Below are 16,893 nucleotides of genomic sequence, written 5' to 3' on the forward strand. Positions count from 1 at the left end.
TGAATAACTATAAGGAATGAAATAGCTCTGCTTTCCAAAAAGTAAAAAAGGAACAGATTTTTATGGCATTTGATTACAACCTGTTTGTCATTGGTGCTGGGCCTGGTGGATTGGCAGCAGCTAAAAAAGCAGCTAGTTACGGTGTCCGTGTCGCTATTGCCGAACAAGAATCCATCGGTGGAACCTGTGTAAATCGCGGTTGCATTCCCAAAAAACTGATTGTCTACGCTGCTGACTTCGCCCTACAAAAGCAAATAGCGCCCAGTTATGGGTGGAGTGAATGTCAAACATATTTTGACTGGACATTATTTATTAAGTCAGTACATCAGCATCTTGACACCCTTAACCAGTCTTACTTTCAGCAATTACACAAAGCTGGAATTGAACTAATTTCCGATCGTGCCACTTTCATCGATGCTCATACTGTCGATATCAATGGACTTAAAGTTACAGCCGACAAAATTTTAATTGCTGTGGGAGGGCAACCCCTCAAGCCCAAAATTCCAGGCATAGAATATGCCATTACATCCCGCGAGATGTTTCAGTTACCTTATCTACCGAAGCGTTTAGCAATTATTGGCGGTGGCTACATTGGCGTAGAATTTTCCAGTATGATGCACGCCTTCGGTTGCCAGGTGACGGTGATTGAAAAAGACGAGATGATTTTATCGGGGTTTGATGATGAGATTCGCTCTGCGGTAGAACAAGGTTTGAGGAAACGCGGAATTAAGTTATTGACTAGTAGTACTGTTCAAGAAATCAAATACTCAGATGAGAGTTTGTTATTAACTATTACTGGTAAGAAGCGAGAAATAATTACAGCAGATACGATCTTGGTTGCCACAGGTTACGCTCCAAATACCAAGAATCTTGGTTTAGAAAATGCCCATGTTGAACTTGGCGAACATGGTGCAATCAAAGTAGATGAATACAGCCGCACCACCCAAGAAAATATTTTTGCTGTGGGTGACTGCACCAGTCGAGTGCAATTGTCTCCAGTGGCGAAGGCAGAAGGTATTGCTTTTGCCAATACAGTTTTTGGCAACAAGGTGCAAAAACTGGATTATGATTATGTGCCCTCTGCTGTTTTTTGCCGTCCAGAAGCGGCTGGTGTAGGGATGACGGAGGCGAAGGCACGGGAAAAATTTGGTGAATCTGTACAATGCTACTACACCCAATTCCAACCACTTTTGTATCAGCTAACCGACCAGAATGAGCCAACCACTATGAAGTTAGTTTTAAATGGCGATTCTGGGCAAGTTTTGGGCGCTCATCTGGTGGGTGAACACGCAGCAGATATCATTCAAAGTCTGGGTGTGGCAATTCGCAAGGGCATTACCAAGGAAGACTTGGATGAAATAATAGGTATTCACCCTACGGTAGGAGAAGAATTTTTTTCGTTAGATCGGGTGCAGGAATGAGTGAAGGGGGCAGGAGGCAGGAAGAAAACTGCCTTCTTTATAGATTTTCTTCCCGTATCCCCGTGTGCTTCTCAAGGAGTTTCTGAGAATACCTCTGAGCAAGATTTTGTGGGAGCGTTTAATTGGTCTAAAGTATTTGTTAATGAGTCATCTCCTAGCATGGGGTATCTGCTGTGGGAATTTACCACATCGTCAAAAGCTTTCAGATCCTCAAGAGCCTCTGATGCAGACTGATATCGGTGTTTGAAGTCATCCAGCACCATTTTACTGAGAATATTAGCAACGGAGCGGCTTACCTGAGAGCGTAGTTTACCGCCGTAGGCATCGCTCCATTTTATCTCTCCATCAGCATCTCTATCTAGATCGCGGGGTGCTATACCAGTCAAGGCTCTAATCCCAACCATACCCACTGCATAGATGTCACTACTGTATTGGGGACGGCCAAAACATTGTTCGCTGGGTGCGTAACCCTGAGTCCCAATGCCAAGGAGTTATGTAAAAATAAATTGAACAATTAACTGACTACTTTGGGTTTGATAATATAGTTCCACTCACCATGAAAAGAATTTCGTTCGATTGCGATAGTATCAAGCTCTTGGTCTGTAACCTTGATTCCCGTTTTGTAGAGATTTGGATCTAATCTAGCTTCAACTTCTAATCCTTGTGTGGTGGTAGTATTGCGAATTAGATTAATCACAACTTGCAAGCTAGTTAATGGTCTGCCTCGCCAGTTTTGGGTAATGTGACAAAACAAGCGATGCTCAATCTTATTCCATTTACTTGTGCCTGGAGGAAAATGACACACATGAATAGTTTTACCAGTATCAGTTGCTAATTCTTGTAACTTCAATTTCCACAATCGTGAGCGATAACTATTGCTACCACCGCAATCAGCCGTAATCATTATATGCTCACTGCTGGGATAAACTTGTTTACCCATTGAGTACCACCAATGACGAATAGACTCGACTGCAAACTCTGCGGTATCGTGGTCAATGCCAACATTTACCCATCCTTGATTTGAGGTTAAGTCATAAATTCCGTAGGGAATTGCCTTGCCCAACTTGGGGTCAACAAAATCATGCATTTTCACCTCAATTGGCTGTTCCTTTTCACACCACTCGGTTCCAGAATTTTTAAAATCTCCAATTAATTCTTTTTTTTTGTATCAACTGAAATTACGGGTTCGTTCTGGGATTGAAAGTGCAAGACTTGGTTGGAAATATGTAAAAACTGATCATCTCTATCTGGATGAGATGAGCCATCACGGGTTTTACGATTTGATTGTAAGCTGTAGCCAAGCGATTCAAGTAAGTTATAAACACTTTTAGGACTAGTCCTATGTCCCCCAATGTTTAATGCCGCAGCCAGTTTCACAACACTTTTAGAAGTCCATTTTAGAGGAGATTCTGGGTCTCCCAGTGTCACTGGTTCAATCAGCGATTCTAAATCTGATAGCAGCATTGCGTCTTTTTCTTCAAGTAGTTTACGTCCAGCACCTGACGAACGAATTCGATTACTATCATCATTCGAGGTTTTTTCCCCCGAAGCGTCTAACAATAACCGTATCCCAGCATGGATTGTAGTCCGGGATAGTCCAGTTGCGAGCGCAACCTGACTCACGCCTCCCCAGCCCAGGCTTCGGGCTTCAATTGCTGCCCAAATACGCCGTGTTTTCTCATTCAAATAAGGCGATAACGAATCGTACTTGTCTTGAATGCTTTCTACTACCTGCTTATCAGACATATAAGCCTTTAATTCGGTTACATTCTGATCATCTTACCATTCAGCAAATTGTTCAAGTTATTTTTACATGATGCCCAATGGTAAAGGGGGTTTGCTCTTCAGTATCAAGCTGTTTTGTGCTGACTTCTTTGACGGCTCCAAAGTCAATCAATACCAGTTTTCCATCTGAGTGCCGCCGGATAATATTACTGGGCTTGATATCCCGATGAATCACATTATTTTGGTGAACAAATGTTAATGTTTGCAATAAGTCTCTGACAATTTTGATCGCGGCAATTTCATCAATGGCTCTACCTGGTGGCAATTCCTGATTTAAGGTATGACCAATTATCTGTTCTTGCACTAGATAAAATTCTTCATCTTCTTCAAAATACGCCAAAAGTTGAGGGATCTGATCGTGTGTTCCCAATTTTTCTAAGGTTTGCGCCTCTGAGTGAAATAAACGTCTGGCAAGTTGCAAGGCTTCTGGTTTAGTGCTGGCTGGTTTTAGTTGCTTGACAACACATAGCGGACTCCCAGGACGTTGGGTATCTTCGGCAATGTAGGTTTCGCTGAATCCACCGGAACCAAGAACTTTGACAATTTTGTAGCGTCGAGCCAAGACTTTTCCTGATAAGGCTAAATCTCGTTGCTGGATTAAGTATTGCAAATCATATTGTTGACTGATGATCTCTTGAACAACGGGAGATGTTTTATACTTCTGGAAAATGTTTACTAATTGACGTTTTCTAATGCTTTCCCTCATGACTGAGGTTCCCAGGTAGGAAAGTCCGGTCATGGCGATCGCAATCATTGGTACAATCGTAGGAAAAATTAATCGACCATAGACAAATAACCCATAGCTAATTCCTAACCAAGCGCCAGATAGGGCGAGGCTATATAAAAATCTATTGATGCTACGCTTGCGTCTGCTAATCATCAAGGCTGCACTGCCAACTAGAACTAGCACAAACAAACCCTGCAATAGTGGAGTGTTAATTCCTGGAGCGATCGCTTTCCCTGACATCAAAGTTGCGATCGCATTGGCGTGAATTTCCACGCCCGACATCGGTTTAATGCTGTTGCTAGCAGCGACTGGATAATAATCATTATTTAACTTATCTGTCGCACCAATCAGCACTATCTTGTCTTTGAAGACCTTTCCCTGCTGCAAATAGGTGTTCCAATTTTCCGGATCGAGTACGTGCCAAAAGGGTATTTGCTCAAATGTACCCGCAGAACCCCAAAAATAAATGCGATCGCCTTTTGGTCGCGGATAATTTACTTGTGCTGTCCTGAGTGCTACTTCATCAAAAGAGGGTAGCTTCTCGATCAAATTATCTTCAGCCAACGACTTAGAAAACTCACTCGCCAATCGATGAACTTTACCATCCATCTCTACGGGAAAATTAACTGAGCCAATGGAAACTGACCCTGTACGAAACATCTGTTGTGGGTCTGTCAGTTGTGTAAAAGTCCCTTGGTGCGTCTGAGAATTTTCGTAAACGGCTGCTAAGGTAACTTTACTGCCATATTTTTGCAATACTGCCTGGAATTGGCGATCGTCAGTAACTCCATAACTACTCGGCGTGTCAAAAACTACATCTATCGCCACCGAACGGACACCTGCTTTAATTAACTTTGTAATTATCTGGGCATAAGCAGCACGTTGATAAGGATAAGATTTCAGTGTTTCTAGGTACGCATACTGTTTCGGATTTATTTTATAGTACTGTTCGGGAACTGATATTGACTGATCGTCTATCGCTAAAATTACAATGTCTTCTGGAGGCACAATCGGCCCACGCAGTTGAAAAAAGCTAGAAAGCGCCTTATTTTCCATCAATTGAACCGATTCCCCACCAGCAGCACTCAGCACTGCTGCACCCATTACGCAAGCTCCAGCGAGGAGATGACCTAAGCGAATCATCCATCTAGACTGGCGAGCCGATACTGTTGACGTTACTTTTGTCGGTTTACTTGACAGTCTATTGGCAGCAGAGACATAGTTTTTAGTTAAGGTAGATGTAGGTTCTTCTGCCATATCGTGTTACTGATTGATTTAAGTCCAACACTTTTATTTATTCAGACCACGTTTTAGTGCAAGCACATTGAAATAAGACTTAAATGATAATCTTATACATTTGTAAAGTATCTTCTATTCATCAACAAACCTTTATTGGCAGAGCTAGCCCCCAAGAGATTCCTACTCAGGTACTGCCTAAATTATTGTTTTTCTGTTAAGTGAGTTACAACTAGTGATTGTCTCACAGATCAGAGCCGGATCTACTTCGCCTCTGCTAATTGGTTACGGCGAGATTTGATCCTAACCTAACCAACAGGTATGCTCCTAACGGGGTGTTTTACCAAAAGCTGTCCCAAGGTCGTCTTCTGTCTTTGGTGCAATATTGGTACTCCCTAGAAAGCATGTCCTGATACTGAAAGCTCTACCTATTGATAGGCATAAACTTATATCCTACCCTAAGCTTATGCTATACCTCTTTAGGAGTAAACTTTAATGTTATACAGCGATAAATGCTGTTACTGGTTCAATTTTTTTGGTAGATTTCGATCAGATGGTAGCTCTTGCAGTGCTGGAGGTGAATAAGGTTTAGCACCCAGCATCTCAACTCCAATGTTGCATCCATTTTTATGCCTTGAAAGAGGTAGGATAAAAGCTATAGATGAAGAGCTACTTTATAGATATTAGCAAACTTGCTATTTGAAAATTGCTATAATCTATTGTTCCATCTAAATTCATTTATATTATTAGGTGTAAATTTGTATGGGTTCTCCAATGAATCGTCTGTCTATTTTTGTAGACGGAAACAATATGTTCTATGCTCAACAAAAAAATGGGTGGTTTTTTGACCCGCGGCGAGTCTTAGAATACTTTAAACATGAGCAATCAGAAACAACATTAATTAATGCATTCTGGTACACTGGCTTAAAAGACCCACAAGATCAACGAGGTTTTAGAGATGCTCTAATTAGTCTAGGATATACAGTCCGAACTAAAATTCTTAAAGAATATTATGATGATACTTCTGGTCGTTACTCGCAAAAAGCGAATTTAGATATTGAAATTGTTGTAGATATGTTTAATACAGTAGACCAGTATGACCGAGTAGTATTATTCAGTGGCGATGGAGATTTTGAACGAGCAATCGAACTATTACGCTCAAAAAATACACATATTACGGTAGTATCTACAGAAGGAATGATCGCTAGAGAACTACGAAACGCTACTGATAGATATATAGATTTAAATGATATCAGAGATCAAATAGAAAAAACCGAAGGTTAATAGCCTTAGCAATTATTTACAAAGGTAAGAGTAAAAGAAAAACTAAGGTTGAAGATATATTGAGCCACAAGTAAAAATTAAACAACAAACCGCAAATGACAAACAAAACAGATCGGATTATCATTTTTGATACTACACTGCGAGATGGAGAGCAGTGTCCGGGAGCGACTTTGAATATAGACGAAAAGCTAGTTATTGCCAAGCAACTAGCGCGTCTGGGTGTGGATATAATTGAGGCAGGCTTTGCTTTTGCCAGTCCTGGAGATTTTGAAGCAGTCAGTAAGATTGCCCAAATTGTGGGGACAGAAAATGGCCCGGTAATTTGTAGTTTGGCAAGAGCAATTAAAGCAGATATTGAAGCGGCCGCAGAAGCATTAAAACCAGCCGTAAAGGGCAGAATTCACACATTTATTTCGACTTCTGATATTCATTTAGAGTATCAGTTACGGAAGTCACGGGCAGAAGTGCTAGCGATCGCCGAAGAAATGGTAGCTTATGCCAAATCCTTCATGACAGATGTCGAATTTTCGCCAATGGATGCGGCTCGTTCCGATCCAGAATTTTTGTACCAAGTGTTAGAGCGAACGATCGCAGCTGGTGCAACAACAGTTAATATTCCCGATACCGTGGGTTACACCACCCCAAGCGAATTTGGGGCAATAATTAAAGGCATTATTGAAAATGTCCCCAACATCGACCAAGCGATTATTTCCGTTCACGGTCATAATGATTTAGGCTTGGCAGTTGCTAACTTCTTAGAAGCCGTGAAAAATGGCGCACGGCAACTAGAATGTACAATCAATGGGATTGGCGAACGCGCCGGCAATGCCTCACTAGAAGAATTGGTAATGGCGTTGCATGTGCGGCGGCAATATTTTAACCCTTTTCTCGGCAGACCAGAAGAATCTCAAGAATCCCTGACAAATATCGACACCCGACAAATTTATAAAACCTCACGCTTAGTTTCTAATTTGACGGGAATGTTGGTACAACCAAATAAAGCGATCGTTGGTGCAAATGCCTTTGCCCATGAGTCTGGAATTCACCAAGATGGTGTGTTAAAAAACAAACTCACCTACGAAATTATGGATGCCCAATTGATTGGCTTAACAGACAATCAAATAGTTTTGGGCAAACATTCAGGGAGAAATGCTTTCCGGACTCGGTTGAAAGAATTGGGCTTTGAACTGTCAGATACTGAGTTAAATAAAGCCTTCGTTAGATTCAAAGAAGTAGCAGATAAAAAGAAAGATATTTCTGATTGGGATTTGGAAGCGATCGTTAACGATGAAATCCAACAAGCGCCCGATTTATTCCGGGTAGAGTTGGTGCAAGTTTCCTGTGGTAGCAACGCCCGTCCTACTGCTACAGTTACTCTGCGTACCCCAAAAGGTGAAGAATTAACCGATGCTGCGATCGGTACTGGGCCAGTGGATGCAGTTTACAAAGCCATCAACCGTGTGGTGAATGTGCCCAACGAGTTGATTGAGTTTTCTGTGCAGTCAGTAACAGCCGGTATTGATGCCATTGGCGAAGTGACAATTCGTTTACGTTATGAGTCTAAAGTGTTTTCTGGTCATGCAGCGAACACAGATATCATCGTGGCATCCGCACAAGCTTATGTAAATGCGTTGAATAGGTTGTATGCATCTTTGCAAACTCAAGAAAAGCCAGAGGAAGTAACTGCACAGAAAGTCTGAGATCGGAATCTGTGAAACTGCCAGTTTTTAGCTGATGCTAACAAACTCCTCTCCAACTTTGGGGAGGAGTTATTTGTGACTTCCAAAAATTTGTTAGAAATTATGCTGACAGAAAAACATCTCATTATTAGAGAAGGCACAATCAAAGAAGACTCACTGATTGCAAAATACTTTTACCAAATGTGGCTAGATATTGATGTTGATGAGAGTACAGGTTCTGTGATAAAGGTTGCTGAAGGTGAATTATCAGCAGAATTGTTTGCAGAGTAAAAAGCTTCTATCTAAATTCAATAGGATAAGTTTCTAGCTCAAGAAGGATCTGTGGTTGCTTGTGTTCGCATTTGTGCAATATTGATTTAATTATCAATATTGTTTACTTTTTGGGATTTTTCGATTTACTTGATAAGCATAAAACTTTATTCTAAAAAACGATGTTTATAATCAGTTAGCTTGTATGAGTAGCGACAAAACAACAGAATTGCCACTCTGGGTACAAGATAGAGATATAGTCATTGCGCATGATGAAGAAGTACAGTGGCGAGAAGGAAAACGCCCCGATTATTCATATACCAATGAATTTCTTCATCAAGAAAGTAAATTTCAGCATCCAGAAGGTTCTTTAGAAGCGATCGCTCAAAATTTAGTCCGCACTTTTGAGATGGAAGCTTCTAATAAATCTAATCCTCAACAGTGGCTTTAGATTGTTACTGATAAGTTTAAGATGAGTACCAATGGGGGACAACAATTCACTGCTCAGGATGTTGCAACCGAAGGTACTTATAATCTGTTTTTGGGTAAAACTGAGCAATATAACTCTGACACAGAAACCTTTGAATCTTCATTTCAAGTTTTTCATACAGCCTTTCCTAATGGCTTCCTTTGGGAATTAACAGAAGTACTTTCGGGGCCGCCTAATGTTACCTTTAAGTGGCGACATTGGGGAACATTTAATGGTTCCTATAAAGACTATGCACCCACAGGTGAAACAATCGAAATTGTCGGAGTTAGTATTGCTCGCGTTACTGATGATTTGAAGATTGAGTCTCTAGAGCATTATTTTGATAATAATGTCTTTCTTCAGAAATTAACGGCAGGTGGTTGCCCTTTCCATTCTCAAAATCAGAATAATCACTAATTTTGATTTAGTTATAGTCTATGGAATAGTACGCTCGATTGGCGCTCTTAGCAAACAGCAGTGAGTGCCGATTGAGTGATTATAATCATCGAAAGTCTGCAATAGAAGGGAATGCGGAGAAATTTAAATAAATTGAATAATGCCGTTTATGGTATTGGTGTTTGCACAGTAGTAGCTGGTATATTGATTGAAGGTGTAAACCCAGCCAGTTTACCCGATTTCTGGGGTACAAAGTCTGTTTCTTTGCTACCTTGAATCTCAGATAAGTAGCAATCTTGCACTGCCAACAACAAGCCTTTGATGGCATCTGGTGCGCCTGTTTTAACTAAATCATCTGCCTTTTTGAAAAAATGCGATCGCCATTTGCCATCGTTATTGCCATACAATTCGATTAAATACCAACCTGCAAGATACTCAGCCAAAGGATCGAGACAAAAACGGATTCTATCTTTAGCAGAACCGATAGTTTGAATCAGGTGTAGGCGCTTTTCCAGATAATTGAGGTGTGCTTCAGGATCGTCAATACCCAAAGCTGCTAATGCAGCAATAGCATCTGCACGCTTGGCGGTTGCTGGTTGGTAACTTTGCTGCAAACATTCCCAAGCGATCGCTTTGGCATCTTGATGAACGGTGCGATCATCAAATTGATTGTCTGTAACATCACGATTGAGTTCATTGATATAACCCAGCATCAAATTGGGAATATTCTCTGGTAACGCAGAAATATTAGATGTAACGTCTTTACTGGCGATTAACTGTTCAGCATAAAGTTTCGCCAGCAAAACAGTGATATTATTTTGACCGACCATGAGAGAAAGACGGTTACAAGCGTCAAAAAATTCTTGATCGGTAAAGCGATCGCGTTTACCTCGCTGCATCAGATAAGCTTCCATAAAGGACGATAGTTTATTCGCCTCAATCCGCAAGGGTTTAATTATCGTCTTATTAACCCGCCCCAACTTTTCCTCAATTCGGGAAGTAATCACCAACGCATTCACCGGAAACTCTGGCGACTCCGGCTCAATTGCTTCTCGTGTAGTGGCATTCATTTCTGAGAAACGGTCTACAATTACTAGAATGCGTTTTTTTCTTAATAAACGTAACAATAATTCTTGACAAATCGGCTCTGGCTCATCAATTAAAGCTTGCAACTGTCCTCTGATAGCTTCTAAAAGCGGCGACTTACCTTCAGTTACCCGAAATTCTTCTTCTAAAAGCACAGGTAACATCAAATGTTTGCAGAGTTGTTGGTCTTCAGCCTCAGCCATTGCCCATCCAGCGATTCGACACGCTAAACTGGTTTTACCTACACCCCCTTCCCCACCAATTACTAAGCAGCTACGTTGTTTCTCGAAAGTTGAGCGTAAATTCTCATTCATCAGTTGGGGAACTGTTGTACTATCCAGAACAACGGGAATAGGAATGTAACAGGCGCGACTGTTAACTGTATCCTTTTTGGGAAATTGCTCGCGGGCTGCTTTGATATATTTAGCTACCCACGCATCTAATACTCTGGGATGGTAATGAAACCAGCCAACAAATAGCACATATCGCAGAGGTACATTAACGCTGATAAATGGGAGAGAAAAATCTGTGTAAGGTTTGAGGGCGTTGTTAATTTTCAACAACCATAAAGGGGCTACCCGCAAGAGAATTAACCAAATAGAAGGTAATAAGATAAGGTAAGCGGCAATTCCCAAGAGTAATTTATGCTTAAATAGCGATTCCAGAACTCTATCAAAGAGGCGAGTTTCTTTTTCTGCTTTCAGGGCATTGAGAGGGCGACGTATCAGCCTAATGTCCGTCTCTGTGAATTTATCTTTGTATTTTTGTATAGTTGCCAATACCTGCTCAAAGTCTGAGATAACTTTCTGCAACTTGGAGGTAGGTAAAGCATTTGCTTTGTCCTGAAAGCCTGCCGCTATTCCTCCTAAACCTTTGATAGCACCTAAACGCACGTAAAACTGGTTATCATTCAACAGGGCAATTAAATTCGGGACAGAAGATACTGCTTCTGTACCCATTGCACCCAGAGCGTAAGCAGAATTGTAACGTACAGTGGGGTTCTTATCTTTTAAGGCAGCAGTTAATACTGGGACAGCTACTTTCGCTTCTACACCAATTTTTCTGAGTGCAGAAGGAACATAAATGCGAACAAATTGCTCCTTGTCTTGTAACGCCGCCATCAACGATGGAACTGCTGCTTTGGCTGCTGTACCAATATTTCCTAAAGCTAAGGTGGCGTACAGGCGGACTTGTCCATCTTCATCTTGCAATGCCGCACTTAAAGCAGAAACGGCTGGTGCTGCTTCTGCACCCAAATCTCCTAAAACAGAAGCCGCGTGCCAGCGAAGATTAATATCCTGATTTTTCAAAGCTTCAATCAGAGACGGCACTGCTGGCGAACCGATATTAACTAATGCATCTGCTGCAAGGCTTCTGATGTGGGCATCGTTATCTATCAGCTTCTCAATCAGCGGAGCAATTTTGCTGTCAGTAGTGATTTGCGCCCAACTATTGCTTGTGCATAGTAGGAACAGTGTCAGGCATAAGACAACCACCTTGAGCGCACTAAGTAATACTTGTCTGGTATGCTTTGTCATTGAATCGGATTGAATCACCCGATGAACAACTCCAGTCAGAGAAACTATACCTAAGATTGTAATCTAACTGTCAATGTGGGTTAGCGATGTCTACGATGGTCACTGAGCTTGTCGTTCGCGGAGCGTCTCGTAGAGAAGTGCGGGCTACGCCTACGCACTGGTTTGCTCAAGCTTGATTAGCATTAGGATTTAAACGCATCATAATTTTCTCTGGTTCTGTCAAATTTTTAAATCCATAACGGCGATAAAGTCCATGAGCGTCTTTTGTGCCTAACATCCATCTTTGAACATCTTGCAATTCTGGATATTCCAAAATATATTCTACAAACCATTTTCCTAAACCCTGTCCTCGATAAGGCTCCAAAATAAAAACATCTTTTAACAACGCAGAAGTTGCATAATCAGTGATGACTCTCGCAAAGCCCACTTGTTGATTATCTTCATAAAGTCCAAAACATAAAGAATTTTGTATAGACTTTTCCACAGTAGCTAACGGGATGTTTTCAGCCCAATAGGAGGTTTGTAAAAAATCATGAATCATTTGAATGTCTAATTTAGATTTCTCGGTGTTGATGTAAAATCGATGTTTTAATTCTTCATTCATCTTGCTACATCTTTTATTTAATTAGGTTGAAAAATTATAATTCATTCTTATGGTCAGTGGTTTGCAACCTCAGATGATGAAATTACTGAACCATTAGCTAGATAACAGAGGCTATATTCAGCATTCAAGGATATGGGTGCATATAGTTACTGATTATGAATCAGCCTACAATAAAATCTTGGCAAGAAGTCCGTGCTGCTTTTAAAACAATCTGGGGTTATGAAGATTTCCGTCCACCACAGGGAGAAATTGTCAATAGTTTATTGTCACAAAAAGATGCGCTGATTATTATGCCCACAGGTGGCGGGAAGTCAATTTGTTTTCAACTTCCCGCACTGCTACAAACAGGATTAACCTTGGTAGTTTCGCCCTTGGTGGCGTTGATGGAAAATCAAGTTCAGGAACTACGAGAAAGCCACCAAAAAGCAGCACTCTTGCATAGTGAATTATCTTCATCTCAACGCCGTGCAACTCTGCAAGCTTTGGAACGTCAACAGCTAAGATTACTTTATTTATCGCCAGAAACTTTGCTCAGTGCGCCAGTTTGGGAAAGATTATGTCACCCGCAATTGCAAATTAATGGTTTGATTTTAGATGAAGCTCATTGTTTGGTGCAGTGGGGTGATACTTTTCGCCCAGCTTATCGCAGATTAGGGGCGGTGCGTCCGGCGTTGCTCAAATCAAAACCACCAGGAACAAAAATTAGTATCGCCGCTTTTACCGCTACTGCTGATCCCTCAGCCCAAAAAATTATTCAAACAGTTTTACAATTACAGCAACCAGAGATTTTCCGCTTGAATCCTTACCGTCCGAACTTGCATCCCAGCATTCGCATTGCTTGGACACCACGGGGTAGGAAACAACAATTATTAAAGTTTATTCAAAATAGACCGCAACAATCGGGATTAGTTTATGTTCGCACTCGGAGAGATAGCGAAGATTTAGCCCAATGGTTAGCAGAGATGGGTTACGCTACAGCTAGCTATCATGCGGGATTGGGTGCAACAGAACGCCGTGAAGTAGAAGCAAGCTGGTTAAGTGGCAAAATCCCCTTTGTTGTTTGTACCTGTGCGTTTGGTATGGGGATAAATAAAAGTGATGTTCGCTGGGTAGCACATTTTCACGCACCACATCTGCTATCTGAATATGTGCAAGAAATCGGCCGCGCTGGAAGGGATGGGAAACCAGCAGAAGCGTTGACATTGGTAAGTGAACCTACGGGGTGGTTAGATTCAGGGGATAAGCAAAGACAGGAGTTTTTTCAAGAACAAATGCGATCGCAACAGCAAATAGCGCAGCAACTTGTGAAAAAATTACCAAAACAGGGAGAAGTGAATGCAGTAACTCGACAATTTCCCGAAGGTGCTACGGCACTAGCTTTACTCCATAGCAGTGGTCAGCTAAACTGGCTTGACCCTTTTCATTACACCATTGCTCAAAAAGTGGGAAATCAGCCACCAAACCAATTACACGCCGCTAAACAGATGCAGCAATACCTAACAACTAAGCAGTGTCGTTGGCAGTTTTTGTTAAATGCCTTTGGTTTTGACAAAGAAGCAGCTAACCTGCGTTGCGGACATTGCGATAATTGCTGTCAATGAGTATCAAAGCCTCATTAACGAGTATAAAAGGTGGATAAATAGAGCTAAAAGCCTCGTTCACGAGTATAAAAGGTGGATGAACGGAGCTAAAAGACTCGTTCAGGAGATCAATACCTTATCCCTTATTCTCTAATGAGGTTCATCCAATAGGATGAATTGTCATTTTCACCACCAAGTGACAATAGGGTAGTCAAGTAGAGGATAAAAATATGTCATCTGCTCAAGCGCCCTCCCTACCACCGTTGATTCCGCGCGAAATACTGTTTGGGAATCCCGAAAAAACCAGCCCACAACTCTCGCCTGATGGCAAGTACTTGGCATATATCGCCCCTGATGAGAAAAATGTCTTGCAGGTATGGTTGCGAACTATAGGGCAAGAAGACGACCAGATATTAACTGCCGACAAAAAGCGCGGTATCCGCATTTTCTTCTGGACTTATAACGCCGACCAGTTGATTTATATGCAAGACTCGGATGGCGACGAGAATTTTCACCTCCACTTGGTTAATATTCACTCTAAAATTGTGCGTGACTTAACGCCATTCCAGGGTGTAAAAGCTGAACTCGTGGAACTGGAACCTAAATTTCCAGAGCAAGTACTGGTAGCGTTGAACTTAAACAATCCCCAAAAGTTTGATGTTTACCGCATTAACCTTAAAAATGGTGCTGTAGAGTTCGATACCGATAACCCCGGTAACATTATCAGTTGGACATCTGACGCTGATTTCCAAATACGTGCAGCGACAGCTAGCACAGCCGATGGTGGTTACGATTTGTTATTGCAGAAACCAGATAAACAGTGGGAAATTCTCCGCCACTGGGGGTCAGAAGAGGAAGGCAATTCTGTTAGCTTCTCGGCTGATGGTAAAACCCTTTATATTCAAGGGAATCACGATGCTAACGCCAAACGTCTGCTAGCTGTTGACCTAGACACCCGTCAAGAAACCGTCATTGCTGAAGATGAACAGTATGATGTTGTGGGAATAATCATTCAGCCACTGACGCGAGTTATCCAAGCAGTTTCTTTCTATAAAGATAAACAGGAATGGCAAGTAATTGACCAAAGTATCGCCGCTGATTTTGAAGAAATCGCCAAGGTGCGTCCTGGAGAATTCTCTATAATTAGCCGCGACTTGGAAGATAAAACCTGGCTAGTAGCTTATAGAACTGACGATGGGCCAGTTTATTACTATGCCTACAACCGAGAGTCCAAAACTAGCACCTTCCTTTTTAGCAACCAACCCAAACTAGAAACGTTGCAGTTAGCTTCAATGGAACCGATTTCCTATGAAGCGCGGGATGGTTTAACTATCCACAGTTACCTGACAACCCCTGTAGGAATACCTACCCAAAATCTCCCAACAGTATTACTGGTTCACGGTGGCCCTTGGGCGCGGGATGTTTGGGGTTTCTCTCCCACAGCGCAATGGCTAGCTAACCGGGGTTATGCCGTTCTGCAAGTGAACTTTCGCGGTTCCACTGGCTACGGTAAAGCATTTTTGAATGCTGGGAATCGGGAATGGGCTGGCAAAATGCACGACGACTTGATTGACAGCGTGAACTGGCTGGTAGAACAAGGCATTTCCGATCCGCAAAAGATTGCGATTATGGGCGGTTCTTATGGCGGTTACGCCACCTTAGTGGGGTTAACTTTTACACCAGAACTCTTTGCGGCTGGGGTGGATATTGTCGGGCCGAGTAACCTGATTACTTTGATAGGAACTATACCGCCTTATTGGGAACCATTGAAGGCAATGCTTTATCATCGCGTTGGTAATTTAGAGACAGAAGAGGAGTTTCTGAAATCGCGATCGCCTTTATTCTTCGCTGACCGGATTCAAAAACCTTTACTCATCGGTCAAGGTGCAAACGATCCGCGGGTGAAACAAGCAGAAAGCGATCAAATTGTCAACGCAATGCAGGAGGCTGGTTTGCCTGTGCAATATGCACTTTACACAGATGAAGGACATGGTTTTGCCAGACCAGAAAATCGGTTGCACTTTTTTGCGATCGCAGAAGAGTTTCTCGCCAAATACTTAGATGGTAGATTTGAACCTTTGGGAGATATTCAAGGTCATTCAGGAATAGTTAAATAAAATTAAGTCTCAAAAATAAAAAGGTGGTTAGTGATTTTCTTTAACCACCTTGATAGTTGTAAGACCGAAGTCTAACGATGTATTCAAGCACTTTTGACTGAACCTCATTGAAGAATTCTCTTGAATTTTTTCAACATCAAGTTTTCTAGCAAACTCAACTTCTGAAAGAATTTCCTGGCATTCGTCTATTGTTGCCCCATTTACTGATCCATATAGTATTCCAGTTGGATATTCATGAATACAATACTGAAGCCATCTAATCTGAACACTTAGTAAGCCTTTTTGTACTTCATTATTGCTGGGAGCGAGCAAGTAACATTCCTTGAGTAACCCATAATCTGTATTAAAGTTAATCTGCTTGTGGAGATGCTTTACTTTGTAAAAATTTTGGGCTGTACGAGCAAGCCACAAAATTGACCAAGGATCGCGTTTTTGATAACCACTAAGAAGAACAGGAAACACAACCTGTTCATAAAGCTCATAGCGAATTCCATATTTATATTCGCATTGTTGATTTTCTAGAAACTCGTGAGTCCACAATTCTTTCTCGGTAAATGAAGCAAATGAAGTAATAAACTGCTGAAGGTGTTGTCTGGCTTGGCTACGAAAACCAAGTGTTTTACAATGTAAGTATTGTTTGTAATACTCAAGCTCCATACATCTTAACTTTCCGTAGTTTTGACCACTGTGACACTCACAGC

At 41.6% G+C, this 16,893-nt stretch carries 12 protein-coding genes and 1 pseudogene; 7 read left to right on the forward strand and 6 right to left on the reverse strand.

Annotated elements, in window-relative coordinates:
* Positions 1–62 precede the first annotated feature (62 nt).
* Positions 63–1,421: a glutathione-disulfide reductase gene (gene gorA / locus NPUN_RS04680; protein WP_012407679.1), complete on the forward strand. Its 1,359-nt coding sequence runs from the start codon at positions 63–65 to the stop codon at positions 1,419–1,421.
* 71 nt (positions 1,422–1,492) lie between these two features.
* On the opposite strand, the gene NPUN_RS40360 is transcribed toward gorA, so the two are convergent.
* The 3 genes from NPUN_RS40360 to NPUN_RS04695 form a co-directional block, all read right to left on the reverse strand.
* A complete protein-coding gene (locus tag NPUN_RS40360) occupies positions 1,493–1,825 on the reverse strand; it encodes a hypothetical protein (RefSeq protein ID WP_041565193.1) in 333 nt (110 codons plus the stop codon).
* Positions 1,826–1,935: 110 nt separating this feature from the next.
* Positions 1,936–3,167 (reverse strand): ISAzo13-like element ISNpu10 family transposase gene (locus NPUN_RS04690; protein WP_086000586.1). Its coding sequence is split into 2 segments (ribosomal slippage): positions 1,936–2,588 and positions 2,588–3,167, totalling 1,233 coding nucleotides; the frame shifts between segments, so codons are not numbered across the junction.
* Between the two features lie 52 nt (positions 3,168–3,219).
* Entirely contained in the window at positions 3,220–5,190 is a 1,971-nt protein-coding gene (locus NPUN_RS04695) for a CHASE2 domain-containing protein (protein WP_083782322.1), read from the reverse strand.
* 741 nt (positions 5,191–5,931) lie between these two features.
* On the opposite strand from NPUN_RS04695, the gene NPUN_RS04700 reads away from it, so the two are divergent.
* From NPUN_RS04700 to NPUN_RS04715, 4 genes and pseudogenes are all read left to right on the forward strand, one after another.
* Complete coding sequence (locus tag NPUN_RS04700) at positions 5,932–6,453, forward strand: LabA-like NYN domain-containing protein (protein ID WP_041565194.1); 522 nt, start codon at positions 5,932–5,934, stop codon at positions 6,451–6,453.
* Positions 6,454–6,548: 95 nt separating this feature from the next.
* Entirely contained in the window at positions 6,549–8,153 is a 1,605-nt protein-coding gene (locus tag NPUN_RS04705; protein ID WP_012407682.1) for a 2-isopropylmalate synthase, read from the forward strand.
* A 75-nt stretch (positions 8,154–8,228) separates the two neighbouring features.
* Positions 8,229–8,423: a hypothetical protein gene (locus tag NPUN_RS04710; protein WP_012407683.1), complete on the forward strand. Its 195-nt coding sequence runs from the start codon at positions 8,229–8,231 to the stop codon at positions 8,421–8,423.
* Positions 8,424–8,607: 184 nt separating this feature from the next.
* A pseudogene (locus tag NPUN_RS04715) lies at positions 8,608–9,288 on the forward strand (SnoaL-like polyketide cyclase).
* A gap of 146 nt (positions 9,289–9,434) precedes the next feature.
* Here the strand turns inward: NPUN_RS04715 and NPUN_RS04720 are convergent.
* Both NPUN_RS04720 and NPUN_RS04725 read right to left on the reverse strand, forming a co-directional pair.
* On the reverse strand, positions 9,435–11,891 hold the full coding sequence (locus tag NPUN_RS04720; RefSeq protein ID WP_041565195.1) for a HEAT repeat domain-containing protein: 2,457 nt from the start codon (positions 11,889–11,891) through the stop codon (positions 9,435–9,437).
* A gap of 166 nt (positions 11,892–12,057) precedes the next feature.
* On the reverse strand, positions 12,058–12,495 hold the full coding sequence (locus NPUN_RS04725; RefSeq protein ID WP_012407685.1) for a GNAT family N-acetyltransferase: 438 nt from the start codon (positions 12,493–12,495) through the stop codon (positions 12,058–12,060).
* A 155-nt stretch (positions 12,496–12,650) separates the two neighbouring features.
* On the opposite strand from NPUN_RS04725, the gene NPUN_RS04730 reads away from it, so the two are divergent.
* Both NPUN_RS04730 and NPUN_RS04735 read left to right on the forward strand, forming a co-directional pair.
* Positions 12,651–14,096, forward strand: coding sequence for a RecQ family ATP-dependent DNA helicase (locus NPUN_RS04730; RefSeq protein WP_012407686.1), 1,446 nt, complete (start codon positions 12,651–12,653; stop codon positions 14,094–14,096).
* A gap of 209 nt (positions 14,097–14,305) precedes the next feature.
* Positions 14,306–16,192: a S9 family peptidase gene (locus NPUN_RS04735; RefSeq protein ID WP_012407687.1), complete on the forward strand. Its 1,887-nt coding sequence runs from the start codon at positions 14,306–14,308 to the stop codon at positions 16,190–16,192.
* Positions 16,193–16,219: 27 nt separating this feature from the next.
* Here the strand turns inward: NPUN_RS04735 and NPUN_RS04740 are convergent, their stop codons facing one another.
* The gene (locus tag NPUN_RS04740) at positions 16,220–16,849 is read right to left on the reverse strand and encodes a hypothetical protein (RefSeq protein WP_012407688.1); all 630 of its coding nucleotides are present in this window, start codon (positions 16,847–16,849) and stop codon (positions 16,220–16,222) included.
* Between the last annotated feature and the right edge of the window lie 44 nt (positions 16,850–16,893).

Source organism: Nostoc punctiforme PCC 73102 (assembly GCF_000020025.1).
Lineage (GTDB): Bacteria > Cyanobacteriota > Cyanobacteriia > Cyanobacteriales > Nostocaceae > Nostoc > Nostoc punctiforme.

Excerpts from the sequence above, each read along its gene's own strand:
- NPUN_RS04720 (WP_041565195.1), bottom strand. The coding sequence starts at position 11,891 with ATGACAAAGCATACCAGACAAGTATTACTTAGTGCGCTCAAGGTGGTT.
- NPUN_RS04735 (WP_012407687.1), top strand. The coding sequence starts at position 14,306 with ATGTCATCTGCTCAAGCGCCCTCCCTACCACCGTTGATTCCGCGCGAA.
- NPUN_RS04725 (WP_012407685.1), bottom strand. The coding sequence starts at position 12,495 with ATGAATGAAGAATTAAAACATCGATTTTACATCAACACCGAGAAATCT.
- NPUN_RS04700 (WP_041565194.1), top strand. The coding sequence starts at position 5,932 with ATGGGTTCTCCAATGAATCGTCTGTCTATTTTTGTAGACGGAAACAAT.
- NPUN_RS04730 (WP_012407686.1), top strand. The coding sequence starts at position 12,651 with ATGAATCAGCCTACAATAAAATCTTGGCAAGAAGTCCGTGCTGCTTTT.
- NPUN_RS04695 (WP_083782322.1), bottom strand. The coding sequence starts at position 5,190 with ATGGCAGAAGAACCTACATCTACCTTAACTAAAAACTATGTCTCTGCT.
- NPUN_RS04740 (WP_012407688.1), bottom strand. The coding sequence starts at position 16,849 with ATGGAGCTTGAGTATTACAAACAATACTTACATTGTAAAACACTTGGT.
- NPUN_RS04705 (WP_012407682.1), top strand. The coding sequence starts at position 6,549 with ATGACAAACAAAACAGATCGGATTATCATTTTTGATACTACACTGCGA.
- NPUN_RS40360 (WP_041565193.1), bottom strand. The coding sequence starts at position 1,825 with ATGGTTGGGATTAGAGCCTTGACTGGTATAGCACCCCGCGATCTAGAT.
- gorA (WP_012407679.1), top strand. The coding sequence starts at position 63 with ATGGCATTTGATTACAACCTGTTTGTCATTGGTGCTGGGCCTGGTGGA.